The 14,977-nt window shown below is 65.2% G+C and carries 12 protein-coding genes and 4 tRNA genes; 3 read left to right on the top strand and 13 right to left on the bottom strand.

What is annotated here, in order from left to right; translation table 11 throughout:
• Positions 1-113: 113 nt before the first annotated feature.
• From rplL to QP457_RS04100, 13 genes are all read right to left on the bottom strand, one after another.
• On the bottom strand, positions 114-479 hold the full coding sequence (gene rplL, locus QP457_RS04160; protein WP_025879347.1) for a 50S ribosomal protein L7/L12: 366 nt from the start codon (positions 477-479) through the stop codon (positions 114-116).
• Positions 480-542: 63 nt separating this feature from the next.
• Positions 543-1,079, bottom strand: a complete 537-nt coding sequence (rplJ, locus tag QP457_RS04155) for a 50S ribosomal protein L10 (RefSeq protein WP_025879348.1) — start codon at positions 1,077-1,079, stop codon at positions 543-545.
• 388 nt (positions 1,080-1,467) lie between these two features.
• Positions 1,468-2,166 (bottom strand): 50S ribosomal protein L1, encoded by a 699-nt coding sequence (rplA, locus tag QP457_RS04150; protein ID WP_089238989.1) that lies wholly within the window; start codon positions 2,164-2,166, stop codon positions 1,468-1,470.
• A 4-nt stretch (positions 2,167-2,170) separates the two neighbouring features.
• Positions 2,171-2,599: a 50S ribosomal protein L11 gene (gene rplK / locus QP457_RS04145; protein ID WP_004145248.1), complete on the bottom strand. Its 429-nt coding sequence runs from the start codon at positions 2,597-2,599 to the stop codon at positions 2,171-2,173.
• A 196-nt stretch (positions 2,600-2,795) separates the two neighbouring features.
• Positions 2,796-3,356, bottom strand: coding sequence for a transcription termination/antitermination protein NusG (gene nusG, locus QP457_RS04140; protein WP_025879350.1), 561 nt, complete (start codon positions 3,354-3,356; stop codon positions 2,796-2,798).
• A 10-nt stretch (positions 3,357-3,366) separates the two neighbouring features.
• Positions 3,367-3,780, bottom strand: coding sequence for a preprotein translocase subunit SecE (gene secE / locus QP457_RS04135; protein ID WP_100463179.1), 414 nt, complete (start codon positions 3,778-3,780; stop codon positions 3,367-3,369).
• A 48-nt stretch (positions 3,781-3,828) separates the two neighbouring features.
• Positions 3,829-3,904, bottom strand: a tRNA-Trp gene (locus QP457_RS04130).
• Between the two features lie 101 nt (positions 3,905-4,005).
• Positions 4,006-5,196, bottom strand: coding sequence for an elongation factor Tu (gene tuf, locus QP457_RS04125; RefSeq protein WP_089238985.1), 1,191 nt, complete (start codon positions 5,194-5,196; stop codon positions 4,006-4,008).
• 39 nt (positions 5,197-5,235) lie between these two features.
• A tRNA-Thr gene (locus QP457_RS04120) sits at positions 5,236-5,311 on the bottom strand.
• Between the two features lie 48 nt (positions 5,312-5,359).
• Positions 5,360-5,433 (bottom strand) — tRNA-Gly (locus QP457_RS04115).
• Between the two features lie 26 nt (positions 5,434-5,459).
• Positions 5,460-5,545, bottom strand: a tRNA-Tyr gene (locus QP457_RS04110).
• A 144-nt stretch (positions 5,546-5,689) separates the two neighbouring features.
• The gene (locus QP457_RS04105) at positions 5,690-6,700 is read right to left on the bottom strand and encodes an isoaspartyl peptidase/L-asparaginase (protein ID WP_180166831.1); all 1,011 of its coding nucleotides are present in this window, start codon (positions 6,698-6,700) and stop codon (positions 5,690-5,692) included.
• Between the two features lie 111 nt (positions 6,701-6,811).
• Positions 6,812-7,831 carry a cyanophycinase gene (locus tag QP457_RS04100; RefSeq protein WP_205407040.1) on the bottom strand — a complete coding sequence of 340 codons (1,020 nt, stop codon included), beginning with the start codon at positions 7,829-7,831 and terminating at the stop codon, positions 6,812-6,814.
• A gap of 170 nt (positions 7,832-8,001) precedes the next feature.
• Between QP457_RS04100 and QP457_RS04095 the strand changes: the two genes are divergently transcribed.
• The 3 genes from QP457_RS04095 to QP457_RS04085 all read left to right on the top strand — a co-directional run bounded on the left by QP457_RS04095 (position 8,002) and on the right by QP457_RS04085 (position 14,897).
• Positions 8,002-10,740, top strand: a complete 2,739-nt coding sequence (locus QP457_RS04095) for a TonB-dependent receptor (RefSeq protein ID WP_205404589.1) — start codon at positions 8,002-8,004, stop codon at positions 10,738-10,740.
• Positions 10,741-10,917: 177 nt separating this feature from the next.
• Entirely contained in the window at positions 10,918-13,683 is a 2,766-nt protein-coding gene (locus QP457_RS04090; protein WP_205404588.1) for a response regulator, read from the top strand.
• Complete coding sequence (locus QP457_RS04085) at positions 13,680-14,897, top strand: EAL domain-containing response regulator (protein ID WP_205404587.1); 1,218 nt, start codon at positions 13,680-13,682, stop codon at positions 14,895-14,897. The genes QP457_RS04090 and QP457_RS04085 overlap by 4 nt, the downstream gene beginning before the upstream one ends.
• The last annotated feature ends 80 nt before the right edge of the window (positions 14,898-14,977 follow it).

The raw sequence follows: 14,977 nt of genomic DNA, 5'->3' as shown, positions 1-14,977 counted from the left end.
CCGTAGAACCGCGCCACGATTGGCTGGCCCTACAACAACGACCAAAGGCCGGGGGCTTACGCCCCCAGCCTTGGCTGCATCGCCGGATTTCGATGGCGACGCAATGGAAGTGCTTACTTGACTTCGACAGTCGCGCCAGCAGCTTCCAGGTCCTTCTTCATCTTCTCGGCTTCGTCCTTCGAAGCGTTGTCCTTCAGGACGCCGCCGGCTTCGGCCAGGTCCTTCGCTTCCTTCAGGCCCAGGCCGGTGATGGCGCGGACGGCCTTGATGACTTCGACCTTCTTGTCGCCAGCGGTCTTCAGGGTGACGACGAATTCGGTCTGCTCTTCAACGACGGCAGCCGGGCCAGCCACAGCAGCGGCGACCGGAGCAGCGGCGGAGACGCCGAACTTCTCTTCGATGGCCTTGACCAGCTCCATCACTTCCATCAGGGACTTCTCGGCGATGGCGTCGACGATCTGTTCGTTGGTAAGGGACATGATAATTACCTTTGGATGTTTTTCTGGATTGAGGTTCCGTCAGGAACCACGATTAGTCGAAACTCAGGCGGTCTCGGCGGCCGGTTCAGCAGCGTCGGCGGCGACGTCGCCACCATTCTGCTTGTCGCCGATTGCCTTGATGGCGCGGGCGAACATCGTGACCGGCTCGGTCAGGACGCGTGCCAGCATTGCCAGGGCCTGGTCGCGGGTCGGCAGCGAGGCCAACACGTCGACATGGCTTGCCGGGAACACTTCACCACCGATTGCGACGACCTTGGCCTTAAGCTTGTCGTTGCCCTTGGCGGCATCCTTGATCAGGCGACCGGCAGCACCGGGCTCCTCGAGCGAGAACGCGTACAGCAGCGGACCAACCATCTGGTCCTGTGCGACTGCGAACTCGGTGCCTTCAACAGCACGCGAAGCCAGGGTGTTCTTGACAACTTTCAAGAAAACGCCGGTTTCACGAGCCTGCTTGCGCATCGCGGTCATCTGGGCGACCGTGGTGCCAGCGTATTCGGCTGCGATCAAGGAGTGGGCCTTGGCGGCGATGTCTGCCAGCTCCGCGACTACTTCTTGCTTCTGGGACAGATTGAGAGCCATTGCACTCCTCCGATTGAACTCCGCTTACGGCTCCTGCCGTGTGCGGTCCTGTGCGGCATCCGTCCTGGACGCCGGGAACATCGGAATGATGTTCCGGGGGGTGGGCCGTTCTAGACCTGGAGTGGGCCAACCTGGGTAACCCCAGACGTGCGTGAACCAGAAAAACTCCAGAAGGGCACCATCTACGCAGGGTGATTCCGGGGAATCGATTAAGCGTTCGTGACTGCTCCGGCGGCGACTCCCTGCCAAATCGAGCTTCCGTGCCCGTCGCCGGCATACCACGACCGCACCTGCGGTCTTTGACGGCTACCACCGGCGATGGGTTGCCGGCGATGCCTTCAAATGTCACGGTCGCGGGACCCGAGGGGCCCGCGACCGCTTGAAACGATTACTTCAGGCTCAGCGACGACTGGTCGACGGTGACGCCCGGGCCCATCGTCGAGCTGACCGACACCTTCTGCAGGTACAGGCCCTTCGAGGTGGCCGGCTTGGCCTTGATCAGGTCCAGCAGCAGCGCGGTCAGGTTCGACTTCAGCGCGTCTTCGGCGAAGTCGGCCTTGCCGATGGTGCAGTGGATGATGCCGGCCTTGTCGGTGCGGTAACGCACCTGACCCGACTTGGCATTCTTCACAGCCTCACCCGGGTTCGGGGAGACGGTGCCGACCTTCGGGTTCGGCATCAGGCCGCGCGGGCCCAGCACGGTACCCAGCTTGCCGACGACGCGCATTGCGTCCGGGGTCGCGATCACGACGTCGTAGTTCAGATCGCCGGCCTGCATCTTCTCGGCCAGGTCGTCCATACCGACGGCTTCGGCACCAGCGGCCAGGGCTTCATCAGCCTTGGCACCGGCCGGAGCGAAGACAGCGACGCGGACCGACTTGCCGGTACCCGCCGGCAGCACGGTGGAGCCACGGACCTGCTGGTCGGACTTCTTCGCGTCGACGCCCAGGCGCACAGCGACGTCGATCGACTCGACGAACTTGGCCTTGGTGGCGGTCTTCAGGATGTTGATTGCGTCCTCGAAGGCATACGCCTTGCCCGGGACAACGGCGGCCTTGATGGCCTTTTCGCGCTTGTTCTGTGCCATCTGATTAACCCTCCACCACGAGGCCCATGGAACGGGCAGAGCCAGCGATGGTACGCACGGCGGCGTCCAGGTCGGCGGCAGTCAGATCCGGTTCCTTCGCCTTGGCGATCTCTTCCAGCTGCTTACGGGTGACCTTGCCGACCTTCTCGGTGTTCGGGCGCTTGGAGCCCGACGAGATGCCAGCGGCCTTCTTCAGCAGGGTGGTGGCCGGAGTGCTCTTGGTGATGAAGGTGAACGTACGGTCCGAATAGGCCGTGATGATCACCGGAACCGGCAGACCCGGCTCGAGCTTCTGCGTGGCGGCATTGAAGGCCTTGCAGAATTCCATGATGTTCAGGCCGCGCTGACCCAGCGCAGGACCGACCGGCGGCGAGGGGTTGGCCTGACCGGCCTTCACCTGCAGCTTGATATAACCGACAACTTTCTTTGCCATGTGAGTACTCTCCGGGTGCTAGCGCCTTGCGACAACAGGCTCCCCATCGGACCGGGAATCACGCGTCCCGGCATCGCGTTTTGAAATCATGCCGAAGGCCACCTTTCGGCGGCCTCGTCCCGCAAGCTTCCCAACGGGAGCCGCGCAGCATATCAGGTTTTTTCTTCACATGCCTGAAGCGGCATATGAATACAGATCAGACGGCCTTTTCGACCTGACCGAACTCGAGCTCCACCGGGGTGGCGCGACCGAAGATCAGCACCGAGACGCGCAGACGGCTCTTCTCGTAGTTGACCTCTTCGACGACACCATTGAAGTCGTTGAACGGACCCTCGGTGACGCGGACCATCTGGCCCGGCTCGAACAGCACCTTCGGACGCGGCTTCTCGACGCCTTCCTGGACACGGTTCAGGATCGCCTCGGCCTCGGAATCTGCGATCGGCAGCGGACGATCAGCGGTTCCGCCGATGAAGCCCATGACGCGCGGAGTTTCCTTGACCAGATGCCAGCTTTCGTTGTCGATGCGCGGAATACCCGCCTCTTCGTGGGTCTCGATCTGGACCAGCACGTAACCCGGGAAGAACTTGCGCTCGGAACGGCGCTTCTGGCCGGCGCGCATTTCGATCACTTCCTCGGTCGGAACCAGGACGTCGCCGAAGCGCTCTTCCATGCCGTCACGGACGATGCGATCGCGCAGAGCCTGCGCCACCGACTTCTCGAAGCCCGAATAGGCGTGAACGACGTACCAACGCTTCATGCATTTCTCCTTAGCGGCTCAGGAACCACTGAGTCAGTTTCTGGATGAAGAAGTCGAACCCACCCAGCAGCAGGCTGAGGATCAGGACGACGACAATCACCACCCAGGTCATGCGAATGGCTTCCTGGCGGGTCGGCCAAACCACTTTACGCAGTTCGAAGCGCGACTCGGAGAGGAATTCGCGGGTGTCGCGCCCCTTGCCGGTCAGCATGAACACGCCGATACCGCCAACCAGGCCGACCACGACCGCCAACGCACGCAGCTGACCCGTCCACGAGCCCAGCTGGGCAGCGCGACCGGAATCGGCGGAGAACCAGAACCAGACGAACAGACCTGCCAGCACCAGCAACGATGCGAGGACGTACTTGACGATATCCCCGCCTTGCGCGGAGGTGTCCTTGGAATGTTCGATCTTGCTATTCATCAGGCTGTGTCTGCTTTAGCGGCAGGGCCGCTGGGTAAGGTGGGCAGATGGCACGCCAGGAGGGACTCGAACCCCCAACCTGCGGTTTTGGAGACCGCTGCTCTGCCAATTGAGCTACTGGCGTACGTAGAAAACTTGCCTTCCCTTAGACGGCGAAGGCGGACCGAGGTTCCCGGCCCGCCACTCGCCAGACCGGCAGCGCTATGCGACCGCCGGCATGCAGGCTTACTCGAGGATGGTGGCAACCACGCCAGCACCGACGGTACGGCCACCTTCGCGGATTGCGAAGCGCAGGCCGGCGTCCATGGCGACCGGGTTGATCAGGGTGACAACCATCTTGATGTTGTCGCCCGGCATCACCATCTCGACGCCTTCCGGCAGCTCAACCGCACCGGTGATGTCGGTGGTACGGAAGTAGAACTGCGGACGGTAGCCCTTGAAGAACGGGGTGTGACGGCCGCCCTCGTCCTTCGACAGAACGTAGACTTCGGCGTCGAACTTGGTGTGCGGCTTGATCGAACCCGGCTTGGCCAGAACCTGGCCACGCTCGACGTCGTCACGCTTGGTGCCGCGCAGCAGCAGACCGGCGTTGTCACCTGCCTGACCCTGGTCCAGCAGCTTGCGGAACATTTCCACGCCGGTCACGGTGGTCTTCTGCACCGGACGGATGCCGACGATTTCGATTTCTTCGCCGACCTTGATCACGCCGCGCTCGATACGACCGGTCACCACGGTGCCGCGGCCCGAGATCGAGAACACGTCTTCGACCGGCATCAGGAATGCCTTGTCGACGTCACGCTCCGGGGTCGGGATCCAGGTGTCCAGCGCCTCGACCAGCTTGATGACGGCCGGCACGCCGATGTCGCTCTGGTCGCCTTCCAGCGCCAGACGGGCCGAACCCGAGATGATCGGGGTGTCGTCGCCCGGGAAGTCGTACTTGCTCAGCAGCTCGCGGACTTCCATTTCGACCAGTTCCAGCAGCTCGGCATCGTCAACCATGTCGGCCTTGTTCAGGAACACGACGATGTACGGCACGCCGACCTGACGCGACAGCAGGATGTGCTCGCGGGTCTGCGGCATCGGGCCGTCAGCGGCCGAGCACACCAGGATCGCGCCGTCCATCTGGGCAGCACCGGTGATCATGTTCTTGACGTAGTCAGCATGGCCCGGGCAATCGACGTGGGCGTAGTGACGAACGGTGGATTCGTATTCGACGTGCGCGGTCGAGATCGTGATGCCACGTGCCTTTTCTTCCGGCGCGGCGTCGATCGCGGAGTAATCCTTGAACTCGCCACCAAAGCGCTCTGCACCGATCTTGGTCAGTGCGGCGGTCAGCGTGGTCTTGCCGTGGTCGACGTGACCGATGGTGCCGACGTTGACGTGCGGCTTGGTGCGCTCGAACTTACCCTTGGCCATGGCTGCTTATCTCGAATTCGTCTGGTGTGGTGCTGAAGATGGTGCTCACAAAAGGAATCGAACCTTCGACCTCTTCCTTACCAAGGAAGTGCTCTACCGACTGAGCTATGTGAGCGAGTTTTGCATTATGGCATGAACTCGATAATATTCAAAGTTCACTCAATGGAGCGGGAGACGGGGATCGAACCCGCACCATCAGCTTGGAAGGCTGAGGTTCTACCATTGAACTACTCCCGCACCGGGAATGTGCCACAACGTGAAGCTGGTGGAGGGAGGTGGATTCGAACCACCGAAGGCGTAAGCCAGCAGATTTACAGTCTGCCCCCGTTGGCCGCTTGGGTATCCCTCCTTTTACCACCCCGTCCCGTGCCGCCGAAGCGTTGCGGTGTGTGGTGGTGAGCCCGCAATTCTGGAGATGAAGCGGGGGTCTGTCAACGCTTTTTTTCACTTTTTTTCACACGCGTCGCAAACCCCTTGATACGCAAGGGTCTGCTCAGGGCAGTGCGATTGTCTCGTCGGCAAAGATGGCCACATGGGCAACGCCATCGGCCCCGATCCAGCCCCGATACATGCCCTGGGTGTTGAACGGCGTTGCCGCTTTTCCGTCTGCGGAGAGCACGATCGCCCCGCCGTCGCCGCCCATCTGCGGAATCGCGTCGTTGATCACGCCCTTGCCCGCCTGTTCCGGCGATTGACCGAGGTAACGCATGCGCGCGCAGATCTCATGGGCGGCGGCGGTGCGGATGTAGTACTCGCCCCAACCGGTACCCGATACCGCACAGCGCGCATCAGCCCAGGTGCCGGCACCGATGATCGGCGAGTCGCCGACACGGCCATAGCGCTTGTTGGTCATGCCGCCGGTGGAAGTGCCTGCAGCAAGATGCCCCTGTGCATCCAGGGCGACCGCACCGACCGTGCCGAAGTGCTTTGCGGTTTCCAGGTCGGCATGCGCTTGCCCGCTCGCCTCTTCCTTCAATGCACGCTGCAGCTGCTGCCATCGCTTGTCGGTGCGGAAGTAGGCGGGGTCGACCAGGGTCACGCCCTGTTCGGTGGCAAAGGCTTCGGCGCCCTGCCCCACCATCATCACGTGCCTGGACTTCTGCATCACCGTCTGCGCGAGGAGGATCGGGTTGCGCACGCGCTGCACGCCGGCCACCGCGCCGGCTGCCTGGGTGGCGCCATCCATGACCGCCGCGTCCAGTTCATTGCGGCCTTCGTGGGTGAACACCGCGCCCTTGCCCGCGTTGAAGGTCGGATCATCCTCGAGCACGGTGATCGCAGCAGTGACCGCCGCCAATGCCGGACGCCCGGCTGCAAGTTCGGCATGGCCCTTCAGCAATGCCGCCTTCAGCGCAGCGCGCGCGGCCTGTTCTTCCGCCGCAGAGAGATCCTTGCGCTCCACGCCGGCACCGCCGTGGATGACCAGCAGCGGTGATGCGGCGGGTGCGGCCTGGGCCAGCAGTGGCAGGGACAACAGCGCGGACAGCGCCAGGCGCAGTTTCATGGAAGCAGATCTCCAGCAGGAAAGGGATTGGATTGCACGGTAGCGCCGGGCCATGCCCGGTGGAAGGCACAGCGCGGCGGCATCCGCCGGGCATGGCCCGGCGCTACCGGATCATTGGCGGATGACTTCAATCTCGCCGTCGCTGATGTCAGCCAAGGCCTCGTAGGCCGCCTCGGCCTGCAGGTCGTCCAGGCGCATGCGACTGCCGCTGGCAACCACGGTGACCGGCACCGCGTGGAAGCGCAGGGGTTCACCTTCCACCAGCCGATCGGCATCGCGTCCGGGGCTGACCACCCAGACCTTGCCTTCGCCGTCGGCGCTGTAGACCTGCGCCTGGCCGTCAGGCTCCACGCACAGGGCCGTGTCTTCATCGACGCCGATGCCGACCATGTCCGGGTCACCACTGTCATGCGCGGCGCGGGCCACGAACACGATCAGGCGGCCGAGACGGTCGCGCTTGTCGAAGTGGGTGTCGGTGACCACCCGCTGCAGGTAGGGCAACTGCAGGAAGCCGCGGTCCAGGGTCACGGCCTCGCCCATCGGGTCGGCCATGGCGCTGGCCGAATCTATGCTGCCGCCATCCAGCGCGCCATAGGCGTAGCCGCCGAGGATGGCCAGGCCGGCGCTGGTACCGGCAATCGGCTTGCCGGCGCGCACGTGGGCATTCAGTGCGCGATTAAGCGCGGTGCCCTTCCAGAAGCGGATGTAGCGGGACTGATCGCCGCCGGCGATGAAGATCGCATCGGCCGCAGCCACGACCCGCAGCACGGCCGGGTCGTCGGCGCCGCGGCGGCTGTCGAACACCAGGGTCTGCACGGCGGTGGTGCCGCCGATCTCGCGGTACAGGCGGTCCTGCAGCTCATCGGTGCCGGAGGCGCGCAGGATCAGCACGCGACCATTGCCGGCCTGGCGCAGCCACCACTGGAAGGCCTCGGGGACCCATTCGCCGCCGCCCATCAGCATCATCGCGGGGGCGCGCGGACCGGGCCGCGGCGCATCCAGATCACCCACTTCGTAGTAGGCGAAGCCCGGCTCCATCAGCTCCTGTGCAGCTGCTGGCGAGGACCAGCAGAGCACCGACAGCAGCAAGGCGAGGAGCGGGCCACGCAGCCCGTAGCGAAGGCGTCGCATCTTGATCTCCCTGAACAAAGACGACCTGCAACCGTTTTCACTCTTTGCCAGACATGTTCCCAGTAGTCAAGGACATGAAAAAGGCGTTAAATGCGCGCGCCCATTGCTGAAATGTGAATGGGGGACAGGGCCCCTCCTCTGCGGGCCGGCATTACTTCCGAGAATTTCTCATGCGTAGACAGGCGATGGCGTGGTCGATCCAGCTGGCGTTGATGGGCGTTGCTGCTTCGGCGGCGGCGCAGACTCCCGTTTCCTCTTCGGTACAACAGCTGGATGCGGTGCAGGTGACCGGCTCACGCATCCCGCGCGCCCAGGTGGAGGGGCCGGCGCCGATCACTGTCATCAACGCAGAGCAGATCCGCTCCAGCGGCTTCACCACCGTGCCGGACGTGCTGCGCGCGATGACCCAGAACGGCGGTGAGACGCAGAGCCAGCAGTCCTCCGGCGGTGCCGATTTCTCGCCGGGTGCGCAGCAGGTCGACCTGCGTGGGCTGGGGCCGAACCACACCCTGGTGCTGGTCAACGGCCGTCGCATCGCCGACTTCCCGATGCCGTTCAAGGGCCGCAGCAACTTCACCGATGTGTCCAACATCCCGCTGGGCATGATCGACCGCATTGAAGTGCTGACCGGCAGCGCGTCGGCGATCTACGGTTCGGATGCGATCGCAGGCGTGGTCAATTTCATCCTGAAGAAGAAGGCCGATGGCACCACCATCGACATGCGCATGGGCACCACTACCGAAGGCGGTGGTGAATCGTTCGACATGAGCCTGGCCAGCGGCTTCAGCAGTGGCAACTTCAACGCGGTGTACAGCGTCGAACTGCAGTCGCAGACGCCGCTGTGGGCCTACGACCGCGACATCCAGGACTCGACCCAGGACGGCCCGACCGAAGGCGCGCGCATCGCCCGTCGTTCCTACCTGCGCACCGATTACAACGATGACTACCTGGACCCGGGCGCAGCGACCTGTGATGCACTGTCCGCGCAGAACCAGGGCAGCACCTACCGCGCGTTCCGCCCCCGCTACGGCTACTACTGTGGCAGCGACAGCGCGATCGGCTACGGCACGATCCTCAGCAAGCGCCGCGGCGCCAACGGCTATGCCTCGCTCAGCTACGACTTCGACAACGGCCAGCAGTGGTTCGCCGACGTGCAGCTGGGCTACCACACGATGTCGCTGATGCGCGATGTCACCAAGTGGGGCCGCATGGCCGCCGACGGCGACGAGTCGGGTTACTTCAACAATGAAGCGACCGGCGAGATCGAGTTCTGGCAGCGCCAGTTCTCGCCCGAGGAAATGGGCGGGCTGGACAATGCAATGGTGCGCAGCACGCAGAAGACCTTCAGCGTGACCACCGGCTTCAAGGGCAACCTGACCGGCAGCTGGGACTACGAAGCGTCACTGAGCCATTCGCAGTACCAGTCGCGGATCAGCTGGGCGCAGATCATCGCGTCCAAGGCCAACGACCTGTTCCTGGGCCCGCAGCTGGGCGAGGACGATGACGGCTTCCCGATCTACAACGCCGATCCGTCGCGCCTGTACCGGCCGCTGACCCGTGCCGAGTACGATTCGATCGCCGCACGCACCACCTATACGCCGAAGTCGCGCACCGAGACAGCGGCGTTGACGCTGACCAATGGTTCGCTGTTCACCCTGCCCGGTGGCGATGCCGGCTTTGCCGCGACGGTGGAGGTGGGCCAGCAGGCCTATGCACTCAACCCGGACCCGCTGGCGACCGGCTATTACTACTACAGCTGGAAGGATTCGGACGGCAAGGGCTCGCGCAACCGCTGGGCGACTGCTGCCGAGCTGCGCATGCCGCTGCATGAAACGGTCAACCTGAGCGTTGCCGGCCGTTACGACCAGTACCGCTATTCGGGCCACACCATCGGCAAGGCCACCTGGAGCGGTGGCCTGGAATGGCGTCCGATCGACACGCTGCTGGTGCGCGGTTCGTACGGCACCGCGTTCCGCGCGCCGGACCTGCATTATGTCTTCGCCGGCCCGGGCAACGACGAGACCAGCGCGGAAGATCTGTACAACTGCCGCGCCGATGCCGCCGATGACTGCGCTGATTACGAGCGCAACGTGATCCGCAGCCGCAGTGGCAACCGCGAGCTGGAGCCGGAAACCAGCACCTCCTGGAGCGCTGGCTTCGTGTGGTCGCCGGCTATCGGCCTGGACCTGTCGGCCGACTGGTTCAACATCGACATGCGCGACCAGGTGCAGGACATGGACGTACGCACGATCCTGGCCAACGAGGCGAACTGCCGGCTGGGCAGCGCCGACCCCGCCTCGCCGACCTGCGTGGACGCCCTGGCCCGCATCACCCGCACTGCCGATGGCCGTCTGTACGGCGTGCATGTGAACCCGATCAACGTTGCGCGCGAGTCCACCTCCGGCATCGACGTCGGCCTGCGTTACCGCCTGCAGACCGGCATCGGCGACTTCATCTTCAATGGCACCCACACCTGGGTGAAGAAGCATGACTTCCAGCGTTATGCCGGTGATGTGACCCAGGACCAGTTCGCGATCAACAGCGGTTTCGATATTCCCCGCACCAAGACCAGTGTCAGCGTGACCTGGGAGAAGGATGCCTGGTCTGCCACCGTGTACGGCTCGCGCCTGGGCAAGCTGCCGACCTCGGACAGCTACGACCAGGTGTTCGATGAGGAAAGCGGCGACAGCCCGTGGATCAAGGCAACCTACCGCTACAACGCCTCGCTGCAGTACCGCTTCGACGATCACTCGCGGTTGTCGCTGTCGGTGGTCAATGTGTTCAACAAGATGCCGCCGAAGGACAAGACCTATACGGCGTATCCGTACTACGACGTGTCCTGGTTCGACAGCGTCGGCCGCACCATCAACCTGCAGTACACGCACAGGTTCGGCGGCAGCGCGCTGTAAAGGCGCCCCTGCTGGCTGCACGCCTCGGACCCCCGCTTCGGCGGGGGTCTTTTTTTGAGCGCCGGCCCAGCGCCAGCCTGAACGGTTCCCCGCCGGTGGTCTCCTGCACGGGATACAGGCCGCTTTTTAGGACATGGCTGATTCCGGGCGGGTGACCGTCCTCCCTAGGATCGGTGCATGTTCCGACTCCCTCGCCCTTCCCTGCCCCTGGTCGCACCGCCGACCACCGCTTCGGTGCTGCTGCGCTGGCTGACGGTGTGCGTGTTCCTGTGCCTGGCGGCCGCCACCGGCTTCTACCTGCTGACCGCGTTGACCGAAGACATCTCCAGCCACCGCCGCGACATGAATGCTGCCGCGTACAAGGCGCAGATCTATTTCGACCAGCGCGAAGCCCTGCTGCGCTACCTGGGCGATTCGGTAGTGGTGGGTGATCCGTCGGTGCCGTCCAGCGAGGGCGTACGCCAGCTGCCATTGGACGGACCGGGTGGCAAGCCGGGCCAGCGCCTGCTGCTGTCGCCGCGCGCGGAGCACACGCTGCAGACCCTGCAGACCCATCTGCTGCTGGTCGATGCGCAGGGAACGCATTGGCTGGCTGGCGGCCAGGCCGACGTTGACATCGCCGGCCTGCCCACGTTGCAGGTGCTGCGGCAGCGCAGCGGCACGCTTGCCGGTACCGATCCGGTGTACTGGCTGCGCGCGGGCGATGCCGGGGTCGCCCTGGCACAACCGGTGCAGGCCGGACCGCAGCCGAGCCAGTGGCTGATGCTGCTGCTGGACAGTGCGGCCGCCGCGGACATGATCGATGGCCAGGGCATCGGCGGCTACGCCCTGCTGGACCGCGACGGGCAGCCCGCGCTGTCGAGCCTGGCACCGCGGCTGGACAGCGCAGGCTGGAAAGCACTGCAGCAGCGCCAGGACGACAGTTTCGGCGTGCTCTGGAGCACGGGTCTGCCGCGCGGCGTGGCCCTGGTGAAGGGCGTGGGCAATGACGGCTGGCGGCTGGTCTATCACCTGCCTCCGCGCCTGCTGCTCGGCGACATGGCGACTTCGCTGCTGATCGGCAGTGCCTTGCTGCTGCTGGCTGGCATTGCCCTGCGCCTGCTGCGGCACCGCGTCGACCGCCAGTTGATCCAGCCAGCCCTGCTGCAGCATCGGCGCTTGCTGGAAAGCCTGGACTTCAGTTCCACGGTGATCGACCTGGCGCCGGTCGGCATCTGCGTCCTGCGTCGCAGCGACCGCCAGTTGCTGCTGTCCAACCAGCTGCTGCGCGACTGGCTGGGCGAGGACGGCACCGACAGCGATTGGCAGGCACCGTGGCGCGGGCATGCCGGCGAACGCGGCCGCGGGCTGGAGTTCACCGCGCGCGACGGTCGCCAGCTGCAGGTGCTGCATGCGGCCTGCCGCTACCAGGATGACGACGTGCTGCTGTGCGTGTTCCATGACATCTCACGCCATCGGCAGGCACAGGCGGCGCTGTCGTCGGCGCGGCAGGCGGCCGACGCCGCCAACCAGGCCAAGAGCGCGTTCCTGGCAACCATGAGCCATGAAATCCGCACCCCACTGTACGGAGTGCTTGGCACGCTGGAGCTGCTCGGCCGCACGCCGCTGGATTCGCGTCAGTCGCAGTACCTGCGCACCATCGAGAGTTCCTCGTCGGTGTTGCTGCAGCTGATCAGCGACGTACTGGATGTGTCCAAGATCGAGTCGGGGCAGCTGAGCCTGGAGCCGGCATCGTTCTCGCCGCGCGAGCTGACCGAGAGCGTGCTGCGCAGCTTCGCTGCTGCGGCCACGCGCAAGGGCCTGCAGGTACTGGTCTGCACCGATCCGCGATTGCCGACACGGGTGCTTGGCGATGCCGACCGGATCCGCCAGGTGCTGGGCAACCTGCTCAGCAACGCCATCAAGTTCACCGAGCATGGCCGGGTGGTGCTGCGCGCGCGCCTGGTGCAGCGCGAAGGCGAGTCGAGCGTGCTGGCCTGGCAGGTCACCGATACCGGCGTGGGCATCGCGACCGAGGAACAGGCACGACTGTTCGAGCCCTTCCGCCAGGTCCGGGGCGCGGCCAGCGCGCAGGGCACCGGGCTGGGCCTGTCGATCAGCGACCGGCTGGTGCGGTTGATGAGTGGCGAACTGCGCGTGGTCAGCGAACCGGGACTGGGCAGCAGTTTCACCGTGCGCCTGCCCTTGCCGGTGCTGGCCGCGACCGAGGATGGCCCGGCATTGCTGGCCGAACCGCCGGTCTACGTGCGCGGCCGCGACCGCGAGCTGGTCGACAGTGCCTGTGGCTGGCTGCGACGTTGGGGTGCCAATGCGCAGCCGCTGCAGGGCGACCCTGCCCTGCTCGACCACGCCGGGGCGATCCTGATGGATGGCGAGGCGGAACAGCCGCTGGCGTGGCAGGGCCCGCGAGTGCTGGCCTCCATCGATGGTGGCGACCAACCCGCACCCACCGCCGATGGCGCGCTGCTGGTCACCCTGCATGGCATGTCCTCGATCGCCCTGGCGGTCGCACGCCAGCAGCGGCAATGCGCAACGCTGCCGACCGCAGCGCGCGATGTGCAACCGGGCCCGCTGGGACTGCGGGTGCTGGCCGTGGAAGACAATCCGATCAACCGGGTGATCCTGGCCGAACAGCTGCAGGCCCTGGGCTGCGAGGTGGAGCTTGCGCAGGATGGCGTGGAGGCGTTGCAGCTGTGCCAGACCCATGATTTCGACCTGGTGGTCACCGACATCAACATGCCGCGCATGGACGGCCATACCCTGGCGCGCCGGCTGCGGGCAGAGGGCAACCTGCTGCCGGTGATCGGCGCCACCGCCAACGCGACCGCCGAAGAGCGCGAGCGCTGCCTGGCCAGCGGCATGCAGGGCTATCTGAGCAAACCCATCGACATCGCACGCCTGCGTCAGGCGCTTTCCGCCGTTCGCCAAGGAGATCCCGCATGACCCGCCGTGTCCTGATCCTGGAAGACCAGCCCTTCCAACGCGGTTACCTCGTCAATCTGTTCAGCGCGCGCGCCGGCGTGCAGGTCGACGCCTGCGAAGACGTGGACGCGGCGATCGCGCTTTGTGCCTGCCAGGCCTACGACCTGGTGGTGAGCGATCTGTTGATGCCCGGCCAGGATGGCATCCAGTTCATCCAGGCGCTGGCCGCGCAACCGCGCCCGCCGCGGCTTGCCGTGGTCAGCGCAGCTTCGCGGAGGATGATGAGTTCGGCGCGGTTGATGGCCGAATCACTGGGCTTGGACGTGGTCGGCCTGCTGGCCAAGCCGGTCGCTGCCAGCGATGTCGATGCACTGCTCGATGCACTGGCCCAGACACGGCCAGCGGTGCGGACCAGCCCTGCGGCGCTGACGCCCGAGCCGGACGCGGCGCAGCTGCGGCAGGCGCTGGCCGACGGCAGCCTGACCGCCTGGTTCCAGCCGAAGAAGTCGTTGCAGTCCGGGCGCGTGGTTGCCGCCGAGGCACTGGTGCGCTGGCGCCACCCGCAGCTGGGGACGCTGGCGCCCGGCAGTTTCCTGCCGGCGCTGTGCCGCCATGGCCTGGAGGGCGAACTGCTGCGCGCGATGCTCACCGCCAGCATCCAAGCGCAGGCGCGCTGGCGCGCGCAGGGATTCCGCGTGCCGGTATCGATCAACCTGCCGCCGCACCTGCTGGAGCAGTCCGATCTTCCGGATGAACTGCTGGCGTTGACCCTGGCCGCGGGTGGCAATCCGGCGGATCTTTGCTTCGAACTGATGGAGAACAGCACCACCCGGCACGTCAGCGACTTCTATGCAGGCGCGTGCCGGTTGCGGATGAAGGGGTTCGGCCTGGCCCAGGACGACTTCGGCCAAGGGCTGAGCTCGGTGCACAACCTGGTCAACACACCCTTCACCGAGGTCAAGATCGATCGTGCGCTGGTCAGCGGTTGCGCGCGTGATCCCGCCCTGCACCTGACCTTGACCACCGTGATCGCGCTGGCCAACCAGCTCGGCCTGACAATCGTTGCCGAAGGCGTGGAGAGCGATGCCGATCTGGCCGCGCTGCGTCAGCTCGGCTGCAACCAGGTACAGGGTTTCCTGATTTCGCAGGCGCTGCCCTCGGACGACTTCACCCGTCTGCTGGACGAAGAGGTTCCCCATGCGGCCACTGCCAGCAACCGGGCCGCTTCGCGCTGACAGGCGCGGTGGAAAGGCTTCACAATCCCATCAAGAGTCTTTGACGATCCTCTCTGCGCGGCGGTACCGGCCGTGCCCTG

This window comes from Stenotrophomonas sp. As-7 (assembly GCF_030291015.1).
In the GTDB taxonomy this organism is placed as follows: domain Bacteria; phylum Pseudomonadota; class Gammaproteobacteria; order Xanthomonadales; family Xanthomonadaceae; genus Stenotrophomonas; species Stenotrophomonas lactitubi.
The sequence above is the reverse complement of the archived record's forward strand: the minus strand, read 5'-3'. Positions and strand labels throughout refer to the sequence as shown.